Genomic DNA, 18,609 nt, shown 5'->3' on the forward strand with positions numbered 1-18,609 from the left:
CGGTTTTGGACGCGAGATGCGGAAGAAATTTCAGGATCTGCCGATATTTCGAATGGCTTTCAATCTCCCATGGCCGCATCGGACAGCCGATGCGGCCTGCGACGGCCGCCCGCTCAGCGCAGCCAGTCGACCAGCTCCGCGCAGGCCCACGCGACGCCGACGCACAGGAACAGCAGGTGCAACGCGATCTTGAACGACACGCCCCACGATGAATCGACCCGCATGACAATCTCCCCCGGTTGATATGCGGCCATGATCCGGCATCGATCCCGCCCCGAAAATGCGGAACCGGCGAACGGGGTCTCAGGCGCAGCCTGAGACCGGCGCGGCGGTTCCTGCTAACTTATCGGCCATATCCATTCTTACGCGCCCTCACCCCGCCATGCGCTTCGACCTGACCGACCTGCGGCTCTTCCTGAACATCTGCGAGGCCGGCACGATCACGGGCGGCGCCGAGCGCACCCACATCACGCTGCAGGCAGCAAGCGAGCGCATTCGCGGGATGGAAGACGAACTGGGCGTGCCGCTGCTGCACCGGACCAAGTCAGGCGCGCAGGCGACCGACGCCGGCCGCGCGCTCGAGCACCACGCGCGCACGGTGCTGCAGCAGATCGACCACATGCGCGGCGAACTGCAGCAATACGGCCAGGGGCTGCGCGGGCATATCCGGCTGCTCTGCAACACGGCGTCGCTGAGCGAATACCTGCCCGACGCGCTCGCCGCATATCTGCCGCATCATCCGAAACTGTCGATCAGCGTCGAGGAGCGCTCGAGCCAGGAAATCGTGCACGCGATCCGCAACAAGACGGCCGAGGTCGGCATCGTCGCCGATTCGGTCGGGCTCGGCGGACTCGAGCAGAAGCCGTTCCGCGAGGATTGGCTGATCGCGGTCGTGCCGGCCGGGCATCCGCTCGCCGCGCGCGACGAGGTCGCGTTCGACGAGATCGCCGACGCGGATTTCATCGGGCTGACCGACGGCAGCGCGCTGCAGGTCCATCTCGGCGACCAGGCGCGTGCGCTCGGCAAGCGGATCCGCTACCGCGTGCAGCTGAAGAGTTTCGATGCGATCTGCCGCGTGATCGAAAGCGGCGTGGGGATCGGCATCGTATCGCGCCACGCGGCCGAGCGCGCGATGCAGACGATGGACGTGCGGCTCGTCGAGCTGTCCGACGCGTGGAGCCACCGCAAGCTGACGCTCTGCGCGCGATCGTTCGATGCGCTGCCCAAATATACGCAGGCGTTCGTGTCGTATCTGTCGGGCGAAACGCCATCGCGCTGAACGCCGCGCGCCGTCCGCAACGGCCGGGCGATACACGAGGAGGCACCGCCGCCATGACGACACCCGATCTCGCCACGCACTACCGCGCCTACATCGACTGCCTGAACCGCCAGGACTGGCCGGCGCTCGGCCGGTACGTCGCCGACAACGTGATCCACAACGACCGGCCGCTCGGCCTGGCCGGCTACCGCGCGATGCTGGAGCAGGATTTCCGCGACATTCCGGATCTCCATTTCGAGATCCGGCTGCTGGTGTGCGAACCGCCGCGCATCGCATGCCGGCTGCGCTTCGCGTGTGCGCCGAGCGGGACGTTCATGGGGCTCGCCGTCGACGGCACGCGCGTCACGTTCGCCGAGAACGTGTTCTACGAATTTCACGACGGCAAGATCCGGCAGGTGTGGTCGGTGATCGACAAGGCCGCGATCGAAGCGCAGCTTTAGCATCGCCGCGGGACGGCCACCGGACGCGATTGACGAGTCGATATCCGGGTTGATTCGATTTTCCAGGGTAACGTTTTCTCTCATATCGCGCCGGAAGGCGCGCCGCACGAACGCCTTTCCGACGCATGCCGTCACTGCCGATATGCCACGCTGCGCCGCAGCGAAAATAATCATAAATCGCGGAAATTCCCGCACGCATAGCCAATCTCCATCGCACCTCCTGCTTTGACCATACGGGTTTTCACCGTCGCATCCGGCGTGAAAGCGCATTGACATCGAAGCAATCGATGCCTAAATTTGGAAAACGTTTTCCAGCACTGTCGGCGCGACGCGACCATGGCCCGCGCAGGGAGAACGCTTGCCTGCTCGAGTTGCGATTCAAGACTTCATCACTATTCGAACCTGGAGACACGATGCATACGCGCAGCAGATTCGCGCTCGGCGCGGCGTTCAGCGCCCTTTCCGTCCTGTTCGTCAGCGCATGCGGCGGCAACGACGTGACCGCCCCGCCGTCGACACCGGCGCTCGCGCCGAACTCGTTGCAGGCGCTCGTCTACGGCGCACCCGACACCAGCGTGCCGGCCGGCACGCGCATTCCGGTCACGATGATGGGCCAGATGCGCGCGCTGTTCGACCTGATCCGGAAATCGCCCGACTTCACGCAGGTCGTCATGGATCTCGGCGACGGTTCGCCGGTGCACGTGCTCGACACGAACACCGGCGACAAATTCCTGCCCGGCAAGCTCGCGCTCGGCCTGTCGTACATCCTGATCGACATGAAGTCGAAGGGCGACCCGCAATACGCGAGCTATCTCGCGACGTACCAGACGATCACGACCGCGATGATGGCGCAGTCGGGCAGCGACTACACGTATGCAAATACGTCGTGGGGCGAGTACTACTACCTCGTCGCGCTGAACAACCTGAAGGCGCACGGCATGCTCAACGAGGTCTTCAGCGACGCGATGCTCGCGACGCTGCAGCAACGGCTCACCTTCTGCGACATGTTCGGCCCCGATGCAAGCGGCAAGACCAGCACCTGCCCGGCCGCCGGCACGCCGATCGACATTGCGTCGCTCAACACCGCGCAGAATTATTATGCGGTGTCCTACGGAATCGCCGGACTGCGGCAGAAGCTCGGCTGGAGCAATCCGTCGTTCTCGTCGGCGACCGATCCGGCCGTCGCGACGATGGGCGCGCGCGATGCGCTGCTCTATACGGTGACGAACCACATCCGCAACGATTCGTCGGGCGGGTTCTCCGACGAAGCGTCGAACACGCACACGACCTATTACGACCGGGCGCGCTACGACCGCTACAGCACGCTGCTGATCGGCGAAGTGACCGAGCGCACGTTCGAGATGGGCAACGAGGCGAACCTCACGCCGGAACTGAAGGGCTATCTGCGCAAGTCGGTCGACCTGATCCTGCCGCAGCTGAACGCCGACGGCCAGGGCTTCAACTACGGCCGCTCGATCGGCCCGTACGGCGATTCCGCGTTCATGGAGGTGCTGACGGCGGCCGCCAACGCGGGCGTGCTGACCGACCAGGAAAAGCAGGTTGCGTACGCGTTCATCTACCGGGCCGCGCGGCGCTTCGACACGTACTGGTACGACCCGTCGCTGCCGACGCCGTCGGTGAACATGTGGGTCAAGGGTCGCGGCACGGACGCCTATCGCGGCAAGCCGCGCGTGATGGGCGAGAATTTCAGCCTGCTGCATCAGTACCTGTACGTGAACGCGTGGTGGAACAAGCTCGGCTTCGGCGGCAAGGCGCCGATGGACGATGCGGCCTACGATGCGTGGCTCGACGCGCTGCCGCGCTACACGCTCACCTGGTACAACCAGCCCGGCGATACCGCGCATCCGTACAACGCGGCGCTGCTCACCGTGCGCGACGGCCGCCGCGCGATCAACCTGAATCTCAGCCAGGCGCCCGACTACAACTCGTTCACGCCGTACTACCCGGTGCCGTTCTCCGACAAGCTGATCTACGGGACGACCGACCTGGGCTACGCACTGCTGGTGCCGCAGGTGTCGTACAACGGGAAGACCTACGTTCCCGTCACGTACTACAAGAACCTCGACGTGCAGCAGGCCAACGGACAGGTGGTCGTGTCGTTCGACACGGCGAAGTTCCGTCTCGCGTCGAAGAACGCGGCGTACACGACGGATCTCGACCTGCAGGTGCATACCGTGCTCACGTTCGCGCACGGCACGATCTCGCGCAGCGACACGCTCGCCTCGGGCACGCTCGCCGGCAACCTGTCGGTCGAGACGGACTTCGCGTCGTTCGCGGACTTCGCGTCCACGCAAGCGAACGGCGACGGCACGTCGGTGACGTACGCGAACAGCACCGCGACCGGCTATGCGGCGTCCGGGTTCGACACCTGCGCGCTATCCGCCTTCGACACGGTCAACGGCGCGACGAACCCGCTGTCGACGACGCCGATCGGCCAGCTGCATTCGAACTTCGCGTGCAAGACCACTCCGTTCGCGCTCGGCGCGGGCGTCACCCGCACGTTCGGGTGGACGCTGAAGTACGCCGACCCCGCCTGAGCGGCATGGCCGCCGCTCAGTGAGCGTCCTCGAAGCCGGCTCTCGAAACCGGCTTCGGGGCATTCGCGCCGGGCGCGCGGTGCGCGTGGCGGCGATGCCCGTTCACAGCCACGCCGAAGCGGCCATGTAGGCGCCGAGCGCGATCATCCCGACGAAGAAGCAGCGCTTGAACGCCTTCTCGCTCATCACGCGCCGCGCATATTGCCCGCCGATCATCCCCGCGAGTGCCGGCACGAGCGCCAGCGCCGATACGCCGAGATCGATCGTCTGCAGCGCGCCCGTCACGCGCAACTGCAGCCCGAGCGCGATCGTCGACGCGGTAAACGACAGCCCGAGCGCCTGGATCAGGTCGTCCTTCGACAGCCGCAGCGCCTGCAGGTACGGCACCGCCGGCACGACGAACACGCCGGTCGCGGCCGTCACGACGCCCGTCAGATAGCCGACCGCGGCCGACAGCCATTTCTCGTATCGGCCCGGCGCGGGCAAGCGCGCGGCGGCGAGCCCCCAGCAGCCGTATGCGGCCAGCACGACGCCGAGTGCCGATTGGGTCCACGCGCTGCCGGCGGCAAGCGCGGGCAGCCCGCCCGTCAGCGTGCCGATCGTCAGCCCGGCGAGCAGCGGCCACAGACGCCGCAGCAACGGCCCGAACGAAGGGCCGAGCCACAGCTGCCAAACATTGGTGATGAACGACGGCACGAGCAGCAGGCTCGCGGCGGCCGACGGCGGCATCGCGAGCGTCAAGAGCCCCATCGCGATCGTCGGCAGCCCGAGGCCGATCATGCCCTTGACCGCGCCGGCCAGCAGAAAGACCAGCACGATGATCGTCAGCATCTGGGTTTGCATGGAGGGCGTTCCGTCCGGTTGAAGACGGCGCGATGATGAACCACCGTCACGCCGCCGGCCATCTGGCTTTGCCTGAGGCTGGCTCGGGCCCGCGCGGCGGGCCTCGTTGCCTCGTCATCCCGCCATGCCCGCCGTTCAGGCTCCGTGCGCCGGCCCCCGGCCCTGCTCGCTGTCGAGGTGCGCCATCTGAGGGGCCGGATAACGCTCGCCGGCAGCCGCCCCGGCGGGAACCGCCGTTTCGATGCGCGCCAGATCATCGACCGTTAGTTGCAACTTAGACGCCTGCAATGCGTCCTGGAGTTGCGTGCGCTTGCGCGCGCCGATCAGCGGCACGATGTCGTCGCCGCGCGACAGCGCCCATGCGATCGCGATCTGCGCCGGATTGCTGCCCTTCTCGTCGGCGATCGCGCGCAGCGCGTCGACCAGCGCGAGATTGTGCGCGAGGTTCTCGCCCTGAAAGCGCGGGCTGGCCGCGCGGAAGTCGCGCTCGCCCTGCCGCGCCGCGCTCCAGCCGCCGCCGAGCAACCCGCGCGACAGCACGCCGTAGGCGGTCACGCCGATCCCGAGTTCGCGGCACACGGGCAGGATGTCCGCCTCGATCCCGCGCGACAGCAGCGAGTATTCGATCTGCAGGTCGGCGATCGGCGCGACGGCCGCCGCGCGGCGAATCGTGTCGGCACCCACCTCCGACAGGCCGATATGGCGCACATGACCGGCCTTCACGAGATCGGCGATCGCGCCGACCGTCTCCTCGATCGGCACCGTCGGATCGACGCGCGCCGGCCGGTAGATGTCGATGTGGTCGGTGCCGAGCCGCTTCAGCGAATACGCGACGAAATTGCGGATCGCCTGCGGCCGCGCGTCGTAGCCGACGAACGCGCCGGCCGGGTCGCGCAGCGCGCCGAATTTCACGCTGATCAGCACCTGGTCGCGCGTGCGGCCGCGCAGCGCGTCGCGGATCAGCATCTCGTTGTCGCCCATCCCGTAGAAGTCGCCCGTGTCCAGCAGCGTGATCCCGCTGTCGAGCGCCGCGTGCAGCGTCGCGATGCTTTCGTCGCGATCCGCCGGCCCGTACAGATCCGACATCCCCATGCAGCCGAGCCCGATCGCCGACACCTGCGGGCCCGTGCGGCCCAGTTGACGCTTGTCCATGTCCGTTTCCTTGCGGTGGTGAGTGAATGAACCGGATTCTGGACGCATCGCGGCGCGCGATAAACGCGAAACGCCCAACCAATTCATTCGACGCTGATTAACAATGGAGCCTGTCCCAATTCGCCCACGCTCCCGCCCCGCATGGACCATCTGCATGCAATGCGCATCTTTGCGCGCGTCGCCCACCTCGGCAGCTTCACGAAAGCGGCCGAGCAGCTGCAATTGCCGCGCCCGACGGTCAGCAATGCCGTCCAGTATCTGGAAAAACACCTGAGGGTGCGCCTGCTGCAGCGAACCACCCGGCGCGTCGCGCTCACCGCCGAGGGCGCCACCTACTACGAGCGGTGCACGCGGCTGCTGGCCGATCTGGACGATGCCGAGACGCTGTTCGACGACGCCGGCGCCGCGCCGCGCGGCGCGATCCGCGTCGACCTGCCCGAACGCTTCGCGCTGAACAAGGTGATTCCGGCGCTGCCGGATTTCCACGCGCGCTATCCCGACCTGCGCGTCGTGCTGAGCACGACCGACCGCTTCGTCGATCTCGTCGCCGACGGCATCGACTGCGCGGTGCGGGTCGGCGTGCTGTCCGACACGTCGCTGGTCGCGCGCCGCGTCGGCGAGATGGCGCAGATCAACTGCGCGTCGCCCGCGTATCTCGCGCGATACGGCACGCCGCGCTCGCCGGACGATCTGCCCGACCACGTCGCGGTCGGCTATTTCTCGAGCCGCACGGGCCGCGAGCTGGACTGGGAATATGCGGACATGGATTCGGGCGCGCTGCAGACGGTGAAGATGCGCAGCGTGGTCGCGGTGAACAGCTCGCAGGCGTATCTCGCGTGCTGCATCGCGGGCCTCGGACTGATCCAGGCGCCGCGCGACGGGCTCGCGCCGCTGCTCGAGGACGGCTCGCTGGTCGAGGTGCTGCCGGAGTGGCATGCCGCGCCGCTGCCGGTGTCGGTCGTGTTTCCGAACGGCCGGCATCTGGCGCCGCGCGTGCGGATCTTCGTCGACTGGCTCGCGCACACGCTCGACGAAGCGCGGCGGCCCGCGTGACGAAAGCCGGCGCCGGGGCAATTCGCCCCGGGCGCCGGCAGGTCGACATCAGAACTTGTGGCGAATCGCGGCGCGCACCGCGAACTGGTTGGCCGACGACGACGGGCCGTCCGTCCCGACCACGTAGCCGCCGTCGGCCGCGGTGCCGGTCTTGTCGCCGGCGACCTTCTGCCATGCGCCCTGCAGGTAGACGTCGGTGCGCTTGGACAGGCTGTAATCGGCCATCAGCCCGACGGTGTGGTACTTCGGCTTGAACGAACCGGCCGCGGCGTCGAACTTGCCGTCCGTGTACACGTACTGCGCGCCGAGATAGAAATCGGACGTGAGCTGGTACTTGCCGTTGATCTCGAAGTTCTGGAACTTGGTCGCGCTCAGCCCGAGGCCCGAGAACGTCGACGCCGGCAGGTAGACGGTCGACACCGGGTTCTTCACGTCGGTCTTCGTATAGACGAAGCCGACCGTCGCCGGGCCGAACGTGTAGTTGACGCCGCCGCCGAAGATGCGCAGGCGGTCGGCGACGAAGTTCGCATCGTCGGCCGCGATCGCGCCCGCGTTGCCGACGCCCGGGTTGTTCGCCTGCAGGTATGCAGCCGCGACCTGCAGGCCGGCCAGCGAATACTGCGCGCCGATGCTGTACTGGCGGTTGGTCGAGAAGCCCGTGCTGTTGCTGAAGCTGTAGGTGCCGCCGAACGACAGCCCGTTCCAGTCGGGGCTCGCGTACTTGACCGTGTTGTTGACGCGGAACGAGTTGTCCGTGTTGTCGTTGTCGAACGGATGCGAGAACAGCGTGCCGCCCCAGTTGCCGTTCGCGGTCAGCGGCGCGAGATAGTCGACGACGGAATCGTACTGGCGGCCGAAGGTCAACGTGCCGAAACGCGACGCGCTCAGCCCGACGAACGCCTGACGGCCGAACATCCGGCCGCCCTGGTTGAGCCGGCCGTTGTTCACGTCGAAGCCGTTTTCCAGCGTGAAGATCGCCTTCAGGCCGCCGCCCAGATCCTCGCTGCCCTTCAGGCCCCAGCGGCTGCCCTGCGCGTAGCCGCTCGCGAGCTGGTAATTCGTTTTTCCGACCCCGTTTACGTTCACGTTGTTCGTGTAGTTGAAGCCCTCGTCGATCAGGCCGTACAGCGTCACGCTGTCCTGCGCGAAGGCCGGCGCGGCGAAAGCGGCCAGCGCGGCGGCAAAAATGACGTGCTTCTTCATGACGGATCTCCGGAGCCGGGGCCGGGCAGGCCATGTGCCCGGCGATTTGTTTGATCTGTTTTATCGAGGTGGCCCGCAGGGCGGACGACGCGGTGTGCGGCCGCGCGGACAAAATGGTGTCACGTCGCAAATCGCCCGTCCATCGGGGCGTGGGACCGGCACGCAAAGCGTTGCGCTCGTCCAACTGCCCTGTTCTCATCATGGCTCGATCAGGCTTGCCGGCAACGGCTGGCCGGCCTGCCATCCGCGTAAACCCGGACGGCGTCACATCGGTGGCACAATGCGCATCCGTTCTTCATTTCTTCACGAAGTCATGCTTCACCCCGATTCATGCGCGGCAGGTGCCGGCCGCGCACGCGGCGCGCGCCCGGAGGCGGCCCGATGACCGCCGCCGCCCGGGCCGGCCGCTATGCCGAGCTCGATTTCTTCCGCGGCCTCGTGCTGCTGGTGATCGTCGTCGACCACATCGGCGGCAGCATCCTGTCGCGCGTGACGCTGCATGCGTACGCGCTGTGCGACGCGGCCGAGGTGTTCGTGTTCCTCGGCGGTTTCGCGACCGCCATCGCGTACAACTCGCTCGCCGAACGCCACGACGAGGCGGCCGCGCGCCAGCGGTTCATCCGCCGTGCCTTCGAGATCTACCGTGCTTTCCTCGTGACGGCCGGCCTGATGCTGCTCATCACCGCCGTGCTGAACGCATTCTCGATCGACGGCCCGAACATGCCGACCAACGATCTCGACGGCCTGCTCCACAAGCCGCTCGCCGCGCTGCGCGACATCCTGCTGTTCCGGCGCCAGCCGTATCTCGCGTCGGTGCTGCCGATGTATGCGTTCTTCGCGCTGCTGGTGCCGCTCGCGCTGCCGCTCGCGCGCACGCAGCCGTGGCTGATGCTCGCGTTCAGCGGCTCGCTCTGGTACGCGGCGCCGCACATCGCGCGCTTCTTGCCGACCGTCGAAGGCGCGCCGTGGGACTTCAATCCGTTCGCGTGGCAGTTCCTGTTCGTGCTCGGCGTGATCGCGCGCTGCCAGCCCGTCTACCAGACGCTCGCGCCGAAACCGCAGGGCTGGCTGCTGACGGCCGTGTCGCTCGCGATCGTCGCGGCCGGCGCGTATTACCGGCTGCGCATCGAGCCGTTCCCGACCGATCCGTCGATCAAGCAGAATCTCGGCGCGCTGCGGCTCGCGAACTTCCTCGCGATCGCGTGGCTCGCGGCCAAGCTCGTGCACCTCGGGTGGATGAAGAAGGTCGCGCACGCGATGCCGTGGATCGGCACGATCGGCCGCCAGGGGCTGCTGTGCTTCGTCGCCGGCACCGGCATCTCGCTCGCGGTCGATTCGCTGCTTTACCAGGCGACCGAAGGCTATCTGAACGTGCCGCTCGGCCTGACCGCCGACGCCGTCGCAATGGGCTTGCTGTACCTCGTCGCGAAACTCTATGCGCCGCTCGTGTCGCGGCTGCCGTTCCCGTTCCGTTCGCGGTGATGATGCGCCGCGCCGTCATGCGTCGCTGCTACGATAGCGGGCGCCTCTCCTGAAACGATTCACCATGCGCCGACTCGCCCTTCCGTTCGCCGCCGCCCTGATCGCCGGCGCCATCGCCACCGCCCACGCCACGACGGGCGGGCCCGCGGTTTCAACGGCGTCGTCCGCGACCGCGACCGTCCCGCCCGCAACGATCGCGCCGGCCGCCCAGGAACCGCCGGTCAATCCGGGCAGCAGCGTCGTGCTGCGCGCGTTCCGGTCGGCGTCGCTGAAGCGCGACTGGTCTTACACGGTCTACCTGCCGCCCGGCTACAACCCGGAAGGTGCGCGCTATCCGGTGCTGTACCTGCTGCACGGCAACGCCGGCAATGCAAACGACTGGATCACGCAGGGCCGGCTGCAGGCCACCGCCGACACGCTGATCGAGCGCCGCGAGATCCCACCCGTCGTGATCGTGATGCCGCAAGGCGGCACCGACTGGTACGTCGACCGCAAGGAGAAGATGCAGAGCGCGTTCCTCAACGACCTGCTGCCCGAAGTCGAGGCGCACTTCGCGGTGTCGAACCAGCGCGCGGGCCGCGCGATCGGGGGCGTGTCGATGGGCGGCTTCGGCGCACTGCGTTTCTCGCTGCTCGAGCCGGGCCTGTTCTGCGGCGCGATGCTGCTCAGCCCCGCGATCTACGCGAACGAGCCGCCGCTCAATTCCGCCGCGCGTTATGTCGGCGTGTTCGGCGACCGGCAGTTCGACCCGCGCGTGTGGCACGAGCTGAACTACCCGGCGCTGCTGCGCGGCTATTTCGCGCGCAACTGGCGCGTGCCGATGTTCATCGCGGTGGGCGACGACGACCTGACGATCCAGGCCGAATCGAGCCTGCTGTACACGCAACTGCGCCGCGCGCAGAACCCGGCGGAACTGCGCGTCGTCGACGGCGGGCACACGTGGGAAGTGTGGCGCGGGCTGCTCGGACAGGGGTTGAAGTACGCACTGGAATGCGTGAAATGATGCGGGCCTGAGCGCGGCCCCACCATGGCGGGCGGTATGCGCGCGCCGCCGGCCGCCTTGCTCGCGTCAGACTTCCGCGGCGATCGTCCTTGCCATCCGCAGCGCCAGCGCATATCCGGTCAGCGTCGGATTGACCACCGACGAACTCGGATGCACGGCCGTGCTCGCGATGAACAGGTTCGGGTGATCGTGCGTACGGCAATCGCGGTCGACGACGGAATCGGCCGGATCGCTGCCCATGATCGTCGTGCCCATGATGTGCGAACTCGGCACCCACGCATGGATGTCGTTGACGACCTCGGTCGCACCGAACACCCGCTGGAAATCGCGATAGTCGTCGAGCACTTGCGATGCCGCGCGCAACGCGTAGTCGTAGACGTCGTAATCGGTGCGCGGCGTCGGCAGCCCGAGCGCATCCTTGCGATCGCTGAGCGTCACGCGGTTGCGCGGGTCGGGCAGGATCTCGACGTAGCTGGCGATCTTCAGATAGCGCGCCGCGTCGTGGCAGATCCGCGCATCGAGCGCGTCGCCGACGACACCTTGCGCGATCAGCCGCCGCGTGACGACCTCGTTGGGCACCGTGTTGTCGAGGAAATGCCGGATCGCGCCGTGTTCGCGACGAAACGCGCCGTCGCGACGCGTGTTGATGCTGCCCTGCTGCGTCGGACCGCGCCCCGCCCACACCGGCTCGCGCGCGAGCATCGCGATCGCGCGGCCGGTGTGTCCCATCATGTTGCGGCCGACCTGATCCGACGAATTCGCGACACCCGACATCAGCAGCAGCTTCGGAATCTCCACGCCATGCGCCGCGAGCACGAAGGTCCGCGCGGTCAGGCGCGTGCTTTTGCCGTCCGGCGTCATGTAATGGATCGCGGCGATCTTGCGATTCTCGCCGCGCTCGATCTTGTAGACGACCGCGTTCGTCAGCAGCCGCGCGCCCTGCGCGACGGCGCGCAACACCGGGCGGTCGCCTGAAAATTGCGCACCGATCGGGCAGATCGGCGCGCAGTTGTTGTTGCCGGCGCAGGTCGGTCGGCCCTCGTAGGGCCGCGTCGCGCGCGCGTTGGGCTCGTCGACGAAACGATGACCGATCGTCGCGACCTTGTCCGCGACTTGCTGCGTCAGGTACGACCACGGCTGCTGCCGCATCGGATACGGCTTCGAGCGCGGCGGGAACGGCGCGCCGCCCTGGCCGCTCTGGTCGTCGGTATCCGAGCCCGATACGCCGATCTGCTCTTCGGCGAGCTGGTACCACGGCTCGAGCTCGTCGTAACCGATCGGCCAGTCGCGCCCCTGGCCGTACAGGCTGCGCAGCCGGAAATCGTTCGGCAGCATGCGCCACGTCGCCCCTCCCCAGTGCCACGTCGTGCCGCCGACGAGCCGCAGGAACGACGGCTTCTGCAGCACCGGGCCGACGCTGTCGATGTAGCGGTCGGAATAGCGTCCGGTGGACGATTTCGGCGCCCACGGCAAATCCGGATACGGGCCGTTGTAGTCCGACTTGTTGCCGTAGTCGCGGAACGCGCGCACCAGCGCTGCCCGCTTCACCTCCGGCCCCGCCTCGAGCACGATGACGGACTTGCGTTGCTGCGTCAGCGACTGCGCGACGGCGCCGCCCAGGATGCCGGCGCCGATGACGATGACATCCGCGTCATAGGTACTGCTCATGATTTCGATCCTCGTTCGAAAGGCCGGTTAGCCGGCGTCGGCGGTCGGGCGCGCGGTCCAGTATTCGGGGCGCGCGCGGATGTAGGTCGGAATGACCGTGACGTCGGCGGTCGGCTCGAACATCAGCGCGGTTTCGTAGCCGACCATGCGCGCCTGCCCGCCATGGCCGATGCTGCCCGTGTAGAAGGCCTCGATGATGGCCAGCGCGGCGATGCGCAGTTCGGGGGCCGCGACGCCGAGCGTGCGTATGAAAGCGTCGAGCGGCTGCGTGCCCATGTCGATCGCGACGGCGAGCGCGCGCAGTCGCGCCGGAAATTCGCTGTCCTGAGCGACGAGACCGTCGTAGACGGATTGCACATAGCGTGACGGAAGCGTCGAGCGGCGCGTCAGATAGGCCGCCACACCGGCAAAATCCCGCAGCGGCACGCCCTCCGGCGCAGCCACCGCACGTGCGATCAGCACGCCGGCAGGCAGTGCGGCGGCGAGTGCCGCGCCGGCCGACAGCTTCACGAAGCGGCGACGCTGCGCGTCCGGGTCGTCGGTCACGTCGAATTCGTTCATCGCATGCATCTCCTGTCAGTGAGCGGGGGCGGTGCGGATCTTCGCGACATCCGCCGCGCTCACGCGAGTCCGGCCATTGCCGAACCGGTCGCTCAGGTAGTTCACCAGGGTCACCACTTCGTCATCCTTGAGTTCGGTCTGGAACGCCGGCATGAAATAGTGCGTGGCGCCGTTGTTCACGCTCGCGCCGTGCATGACCACCTGCAGCAGGTTCGACGCGGTGGCGGTGCCGACCGCGCTGTTGGCGAACAGCGACGGGAAGAATCCGTCCGCGGTGCCGGCGCCCGTCATCCCGTGACAGCTCGCGCAATGATCGAGGTAGAGCGACGCGCCGACCGGCGCCGAGCCTCCCGTCGCGGTTGCGGCCGCGGCGCGTACCGCGACGTAGTCGTCGGTCTTGCGCCCCTGCGCGGAACGCGGTGCGGTGTCGGCGCCCTTCGCCGCCGGCACGGTCGCTAGATATGCGGCGATTGCGTTCAGATCGTGGTCGCTCATGCGGCTGAAGCTGTGTTCGACCGCTTCCGCCATCGGGCCGGCCGCCTGCGCCCTGCCCGGCACGTTGCCGGTGCGCAGGTACTGGACGATCTGCGCGGTCGTCCACGTGCCGATGCCCGCGTCGCGGTCGCGCGTGATGTTGAACGCCTGCCAGCCCGCGAGCGGCGCGCCGGCGAGATAGCCGACGCCGGTTTCGTCGTAGGCCAGCTCCTGCATCCCGATGCCGCGCGGCGTATGACAGGTGCCGCAGTGCGCGGCGCCCTGCACCAGGTAGGCGCCGCGATTCCACTCGGCGTCCCGCCCGGGCTTCGGCACATACGCGCCTTCGCGCAGATACAGCGCATTCCAGATCTTCAGCGGCCAGCGCAGGGTCAGCGGCCACGGGAAATCCGGCCGGCGATTCGGCTGGTGCACCGGTGCGACGCCGTGCATGAAATACGCGTACAGGTTCGCGATGTCGTCGTCGCTGAACTTCGTGTACGACGGATACGGCATCGCCGGATACAGGTTGCCGCCGTCGCGCCGAATCCCCTTGCGCAGCACGTTCGCGAAATCCTGCGCCGAGTAGTTGCCGATCCCGGTTTGCTTGTCCGGCGTGATGTTGGTCGAGTAGATGTCGCCCATCGGCAACGGCATCGCGAGGCCGCCCGCGAACGGCTGCCCGCCCGGCGCCGTATGGCAAGCGACGCAGTCCGCCGCGACGGCCAGCGCCTTGCCTGCGGCGACACGATCCGCGGCCTGCACGGCCGCCGATGCGGGGTCCGTCGCGATGAGGAAGAGCGCGACAAGCGCGGAAAGGCCGGGTATGCGCATGGAAATCGTCCGTGAGGAATCCGGTGAACAAGGCGGTTTCGGAAAGCCTCGCGATGCGGCCCTCTATCTTCCGGAGGAATCGCTCGCATGGCGTGGCCGCACTATATCATCTTCTGTATCGATACACTAAATCGATACAGAATCACCATTCGGATAATAATCGGCGGATGCTGGATCAGTGTCGCCGGATGTCGGAGGACGGTCGAAACGCCGCGTGGGCGCGGCGGCAACTTGCGCGTCATGTCGCCAACGTGCGCGCGCAAGCCGTGGCCGCGGGAACAGGTGGCCGACCACGCGTGACGGCAACGCGGCCGGACCGCATTGCCGACGGACGACCGCGTCACCGCCGCACCGGTCGCCCGGCGCGCTGCCGCCGCTTGCGCCGCGCCTGTCAGGTCAAAGCCACGTCCCGCCCTGCCGCTCGTTCGGCTCGTCGGCGAGGGCGTCGAAATCGTGGATCCAGTCCAGGTGATGCAGCACGCTGTCGCGCTCGCCGAGCCGCGCATTGCGCGCCTGCGCGGCCGGCCCGTCGGGCAGATGCAGCACGTCGGCGGCGGAAATCGATGCGTACTGCACCTTGCGCGTGCGGCCGCGCCGCAGCCGCTCGTAAGCCGCCTGCGCCTCGCGCCAGTTGCCGGGCCCCGCCTTCGCCAATTGCGCGGCCAGCACCATCGCGTCCTCGATCGACTGATTCGCGCCCTGCCCGTGATGCGGCACCAGCGCATGCGCGGCGTCGCCGATCAGCGTCACGCGCCCGCGGCTCCAGCAGCCGAGCGGCGGCCGGTGGAACAGCCCCCAGCGCTGGCTGATCGGCACCGCGGTGATCATCTGCACCACCGCCGGATGCCAGTCCCCGAACAGTCGCAGTTGCTCGCCCTCCTCCGCCGGCATGACCCAGTCGCGCGACGGCCACGGCGACGGATGACGCTCGACCAGCAGGAAGTTCTGGTCGCCGTTGTCACCGATCGGGTAGTGCAGTAGGTGACCGTGCGGCCCGACCCAGAACTGAATGGTTTCGGGATCGGGCAGCAGGTCCATCCGCTCGGCCGGCACCACGCCGCGAAAGCCCGAGCAACCCGAATACAGCACGTCGTCGTAGCCGAGCATCCAGCGCCGCGTGATCGAACGCGCGCCGTCCGCGCCGATGGCGAGATCGGCGTCGACACGTTCGCCGTTGGCGAAGGTCAGCGTGACGTGGTCCGGATGCTGCGCGAGATCGACGAGCCGATGGCCGAGGTGAATCTGCTCGATCCCGACCGCCTTCGACAGGATCGCCTGCAGGTCTGCGCGGTGCACGCCCCAGTACGAGCCGCCGAATTGCCGGCGATAGTCGGGCTCGCCGCGATGATGGCCGATCACTGCACCGCTGCGTCCGTCGCGATAGACGAGGCCCGGGATCTCCGCGCACACCGCGTCGAAAGCCGGGCGCAATCCCATCCGTTCGTAGAAACGCGTCGCGTTGGCTGACAGCGCGACGGCCGCTCCCACCTCGCGCAACACATCGGTCTGCTCGTATAGCTGCGCGTCGATGCCCTGTTCGCGCAATGCAAGCGCCAGCGTCAGGCCACCGATTCCGGCGCCGACGATCGCGATCCTCAGTTTCGTCTGCATGATGAACGTGTCTCCGATATTCAAGTCATGAGGGGGCGAAGCCCCGGCATGCGTGACCTGCCCGGCGCGCCTGTCGAATGCCGGCGCCGTATCGGTATTTTCAGCAGCGCCTCGTCATCCCACAATAAAATGCAGGGAATCTGCTTCATCACTGAACGGAATGACCGGAGGCCACGCCGAACCATGGAACTGAGCGAGATCGACCTCAATCTGTTACTGCTGTTTCAGCGGCTGATGCAGGAGCGGCGTGTGTCGAGCGTCGCCGAGCAGATGAACATGAGCCAGCCGGGCGTCAGCAACGCGCTCGCGAAGCTGCGCCGCCGGCTCGGCGATCCGCTGTTCGTGCGCGGCCCGGGCGGCGTGGTCCCGACACCGTTCGCGCTGCGCCTGGCCGAACCGGTCGCGCACGCGCTGTCGACGCTGCATGCCGCGCTCAACCCCGAGACCGGCTTCGATCCGCTCCGCGCGTCGCGCACGATGACGATCGGGATGACCGATATCGGCGAAGTCGTGTTCCTGCCCGCGCTGCTCGAACACCTGTCGCGCGCGGCGCCGGGCATCGCGCTCAATACGGTGCGCAACACGAGTGTCAACCTCAGCGACGAGATGGCCGACGGCCGCGTCGATCTCGCGATCGGGCTGTTGCCGCAACTTCAGGGCGGGTTCTATCAGCGCCGGCTGTTCGATCAGCGCTACGTGTGCCTGTTCCGGCGCGGACATCCGCTCGAAGACGCGCCGCTGACGGTCGACGCGTGGCGCGACGCCGAGCATCTGGTCGTGGTGTCGGCCGGCACCGGTCACGGGCAGGTGGACGAATGGCTGAAGCGGCGCCGCGTGAAACGCCGTGTGCGGCTGACGGTGCCGCATTTCATGAGCGTCGGCTACATCCTGCAGCGCACCGACCTGATCGCGACCGTGCCGGAACATCTTGCGCTGCAACTCGCGGCGCCGTTTTCGCTGGGCTGGCGCGCGTTGCCGGTCACGCTGCCGGGCGCGCCGATTCATATGCTGTGGCATGCGCGCGTGAATCAGGACGAAGGCAACCGCTGGCTGCGGGAAGTCGTGGTCAGCCTGTTCGCGGAAGCCGGAACGCGCGGACGGAAGGCCGCGCCTGCGCGCAGGAAATAGTCGCGCGCGTCGCGAAATCCGGCGTGCGCGGTAGCATGTCGCTTCGACCGGCGCATGGCGAGCGCATCGCGCGCCCGCCGCCGCTTTCCTCACCCAATCCGCAGGGAATCAAGCCATGTCTGTCTCGAAGAAGATCGCCGCCGTCACGGGCGCCGGATCCGGCATCGGTCGCGCCGCGGCAATCGCACTCGCGAACGCCGGATATACCGTCGCACTGATCGGACGCAAGGAAGCGTCGCTGCGTGAGACGAAAGAAGCGATCGTCGCCGCCCACGGCGACGCGCATGTTTTTCCAGCCGACGTCACCGACGAAGCATCGGTCGAACACGCGTTCGCGCAAATCGCGCAGCAGTTCGGGCGGCTGGACGTCCTCTTCAACAATGCCGGCCGCAATGCACCGGCCGTCCCGCTCGACGAATACGATTTCGGCGTATGGAACGACGTCGTCGCGACGAATCTGACGGGCGTCTTTCTGTGCGCGCGGGCCGCGTGGCGCGTGATGAAGGCGCAAACGCCGCAGGGTGGCCGGATCATCAACAACGGCTCGATCTCCGCCTATACGCCGCGCCCGAACACGATCGCGTACACGGCCACCAAGCATGCGGTGGCCGGCATCACCAAGTCGCTCGCGCTCGACGGCCGTGCGTACAACATCGCGTGCGGTCAGATCGACATCGGCAACGCGGCGACGTCGCTGACGGATCGCATGACGGAAGGCGTGCCGCAGGCCGATGGACGCATGGCGCCCGAGGCGCGGATGGACGTCGCGCATGTCGCGAATGCGGTCGTGCAGATGGCGAACCTTCCACTGGATACGAACATCCTGAACATGACGATCATGGCGACCACGATGCCGTTCGTGGGGCGCGGGTAACGCCGGGCGCCGCGCGTTTCAACGGTCGTGATAGATCGCGAGCCAGACGCTCGGCTCGTCGGGATGCGTCCACGCGACGCGATGCCGGCAATGCGGTTCGATCAGCACGTAGTCGCCGGGGCGCATGTCGTGCAGCGTCGCGTCCGCTTCGAACTCGAGCACCGCGGCGCCCGACAACAGCACCACCCATTCGGCGCGCGAATCGTCATACCAGAACCCGTCGGGGCTCGTATGCCCCATCGACACGATCCGCTCGACGTTCAGGCGCGCGCCGGCGACGAGCACGTCGACCCGCTCGTCGTCGCCGCGCGTTCCTTCGACACTGAACAGATTGCCGGTTTGAAGTTGCATGGTTCGACCTCGAGTCGGCCTTCGGCGGAAGGCGAATGACGCCCACTGTAGCGCGAAGGCCGGCATCGCGGCGAACTTGTTTGACGGGCGCCGGC

General features: G+C 67.5%; 16 protein-coding genes. 8 read left to right on the top strand and 8 right to left on the bottom strand.

Going from position 1 to position 18,609, the window contains the following annotated elements:
• Positions 1 to 382: 382 nt before the first annotated feature.
• The 3 genes from WS49_RS23965 (at position 383) to WS49_RS23975 (ending at position 4,277) form a co-directional block, all read left to right on the top strand.
• The gene (locus WS49_RS23965) at positions 383 to 1,279 is read left to right on the top strand and encodes a LysR substrate-binding domain-containing protein (RefSeq protein WP_059533951.1); all 897 of its coding nucleotides are present in this window, start codon (positions 383 to 385) and stop codon (positions 1,277 to 1,279) included.
• Positions 1,280 to 1,332: 53 nt separating this feature from the next.
• Positions 1,333 to 1,719, top strand: coding sequence for an ester cyclase (locus tag WS49_RS23970; RefSeq protein WP_059533953.1), 387 nt, complete (start codon positions 1,333 to 1,335; stop codon positions 1,717 to 1,719).
• A gap of 413 nt (positions 1,720 to 2,132) precedes the next feature.
• Complete coding sequence (locus WS49_RS23975) at positions 2,133 to 4,277, top strand: hypothetical protein (protein WP_059533955.1); 2,145 nt, start codon at positions 2,133 to 2,135, stop codon at positions 4,275 to 4,277.
• Positions 4,278 to 4,379: 102 nt separating this feature from the next.
• On the opposite strand, the gene WS49_RS23980 is transcribed toward WS49_RS23975, so the two are convergent.
• Together WS49_RS23980 and WS49_RS23985 are read right to left on the bottom strand one after the other, a co-directional pair.
• The gene (locus WS49_RS23980) at positions 4,380 to 5,120 is read right to left on the bottom strand and encodes a sulfite exporter TauE/SafE family protein (RefSeq protein WP_059533957.1); all 741 of its coding nucleotides are present in this window, start codon (positions 5,118 to 5,120) and stop codon (positions 4,380 to 4,382) included.
• Between the two features lie 135 nt (positions 5,121 to 5,255).
• Positions 5,256 to 6,272, bottom strand: a complete 1,017-nt coding sequence (locus WS49_RS23985) for an aldo/keto reductase (RefSeq protein ID WP_059533959.1) — start codon at positions 6,270 to 6,272, stop codon at positions 5,256 to 5,258.
• 141 nt (positions 6,273 to 6,413) lie between these two features.
• Here WS49_RS23985 and WS49_RS23990 point away from each other — a divergent pair, with 141 nt between their 5' ends.
• Entirely contained in the window at positions 6,414 to 7,325 is a 912-nt protein-coding gene (locus WS49_RS23990; protein ID WP_059533961.1) for a LysR family transcriptional regulator, read from the top strand.
• Between the two features lie 48 nt (positions 7,326 to 7,373).
• Here the strand turns inward: WS49_RS23990 and WS49_RS23995 are convergent, their stop codons facing one another.
• On the bottom strand, positions 7,374 to 8,528 hold the full coding sequence (locus WS49_RS23995) for a porin (RefSeq protein ID WP_059533963.1): 1,155 nt from the start codon (positions 8,526 to 8,528) through the stop codon (positions 7,374 to 7,376).
• A 381-nt stretch (positions 8,529 to 8,909) separates the two neighbouring features.
• Here WS49_RS23995 and WS49_RS24000 point away from each other — a divergent pair, with 381 nt between their 5' ends.
• Both WS49_RS24000 and WS49_RS24005 read left to right on the top strand, forming a co-directional pair.
• Positions 8,910 to 10,010, top strand: coding sequence for an OpgC domain-containing protein (locus WS49_RS24000; RefSeq protein WP_059534019.1), 1,101 nt, complete (start codon positions 8,910 to 8,912; stop codon positions 10,008 to 10,010).
• A 64-nt stretch (positions 10,011 to 10,074) separates the two neighbouring features.
• Entirely contained in the window at positions 10,075 to 11,013 is a 939-nt protein-coding gene (locus WS49_RS24005) for an alpha/beta hydrolase (RefSeq protein WP_059533965.1), read from the top strand.
• Between the two features lie 66 nt (positions 11,014 to 11,079).
• Here WS49_RS24005 and WS49_RS24010 read toward each other — a convergent pair whose 3' ends face one another.
• From WS49_RS24010 to WS49_RS24025, 4 genes are all read right to left on the bottom strand, one after another.
• The gene (locus WS49_RS24010; RefSeq protein WP_059533967.1) at positions 11,080 to 12,681 is read right to left on the bottom strand and encodes a GMC family oxidoreductase; all 1,602 of its coding nucleotides are present in this window, start codon (positions 12,679 to 12,681) and stop codon (positions 11,080 to 11,082) included.
• Positions 12,682 to 12,708: 27 nt separating this feature from the next.
• Positions 12,709 to 13,242 carry a sugar dehydrogenase complex small subunit gene (locus tag WS49_RS24015; RefSeq protein WP_059534021.1) on the bottom strand — a complete coding sequence of 178 codons (534 nt, stop codon included), beginning with the start codon at positions 13,240 to 13,242 and terminating at the stop codon, positions 12,709 to 12,711.
• Between the two features lie 15 nt (positions 13,243 to 13,257).
• Positions 13,258 to 14,550 (bottom strand): c-type cytochrome, encoded by a 1,293-nt coding sequence (locus WS49_RS24020; protein WP_059533969.1) that lies wholly within the window; start codon positions 14,548 to 14,550, stop codon positions 13,258 to 13,260.
• A gap of 396 nt (positions 14,551 to 14,946) precedes the next feature.
• Positions 14,947 to 16,161, bottom strand: coding sequence for an FAD-dependent monooxygenase (locus tag WS49_RS24025; RefSeq protein WP_059534023.1), 1,215 nt, complete (start codon positions 16,159 to 16,161; stop codon positions 14,947 to 14,949).
• A 183-nt stretch (positions 16,162 to 16,344) separates the two neighbouring features.
• Here WS49_RS24025 and WS49_RS24030 point away from each other — a divergent pair, with 183 nt between their 5' ends.
• Entirely contained in the window at positions 16,345 to 17,289 is a 945-nt protein-coding gene (locus WS49_RS24030) for a LysR family transcriptional regulator (protein ID WP_059533971.1), read from the top strand.
• A 115-nt stretch (positions 17,290 to 17,404) separates the two neighbouring features.
• Positions 17,405 to 18,163 carry an SDR family oxidoreductase gene (locus tag WS49_RS24035; protein ID WP_059533973.1) on the top strand — a complete coding sequence of 253 codons (759 nt, stop codon included), beginning with the start codon at positions 17,405 to 17,407 and terminating at the stop codon, positions 18,161 to 18,163.
• An 18-nt stretch (positions 18,164 to 18,181) separates the two neighbouring features.
• Here the strand turns inward: WS49_RS24035 and WS49_RS24040 are convergent, their stop codons facing one another.
• The gene (locus WS49_RS24040) at positions 18,182 to 18,514 is read right to left on the bottom strand and encodes a cupin domain-containing protein (protein WP_059533975.1); all 333 of its coding nucleotides are present in this window, start codon (positions 18,512 to 18,514) and stop codon (positions 18,182 to 18,184) included.
• Positions 18,515 to 18,609: the final 95 nt, after the last annotated feature.

This window comes from Burkholderia sp. RF7-non_BP4 (assembly GCF_001521935.1).
GTDB classification, from domain to species: Bacteria; Pseudomonadota; Gammaproteobacteria; order Burkholderiales; family Burkholderiaceae; genus Burkholderia; species Burkholderia diffusa.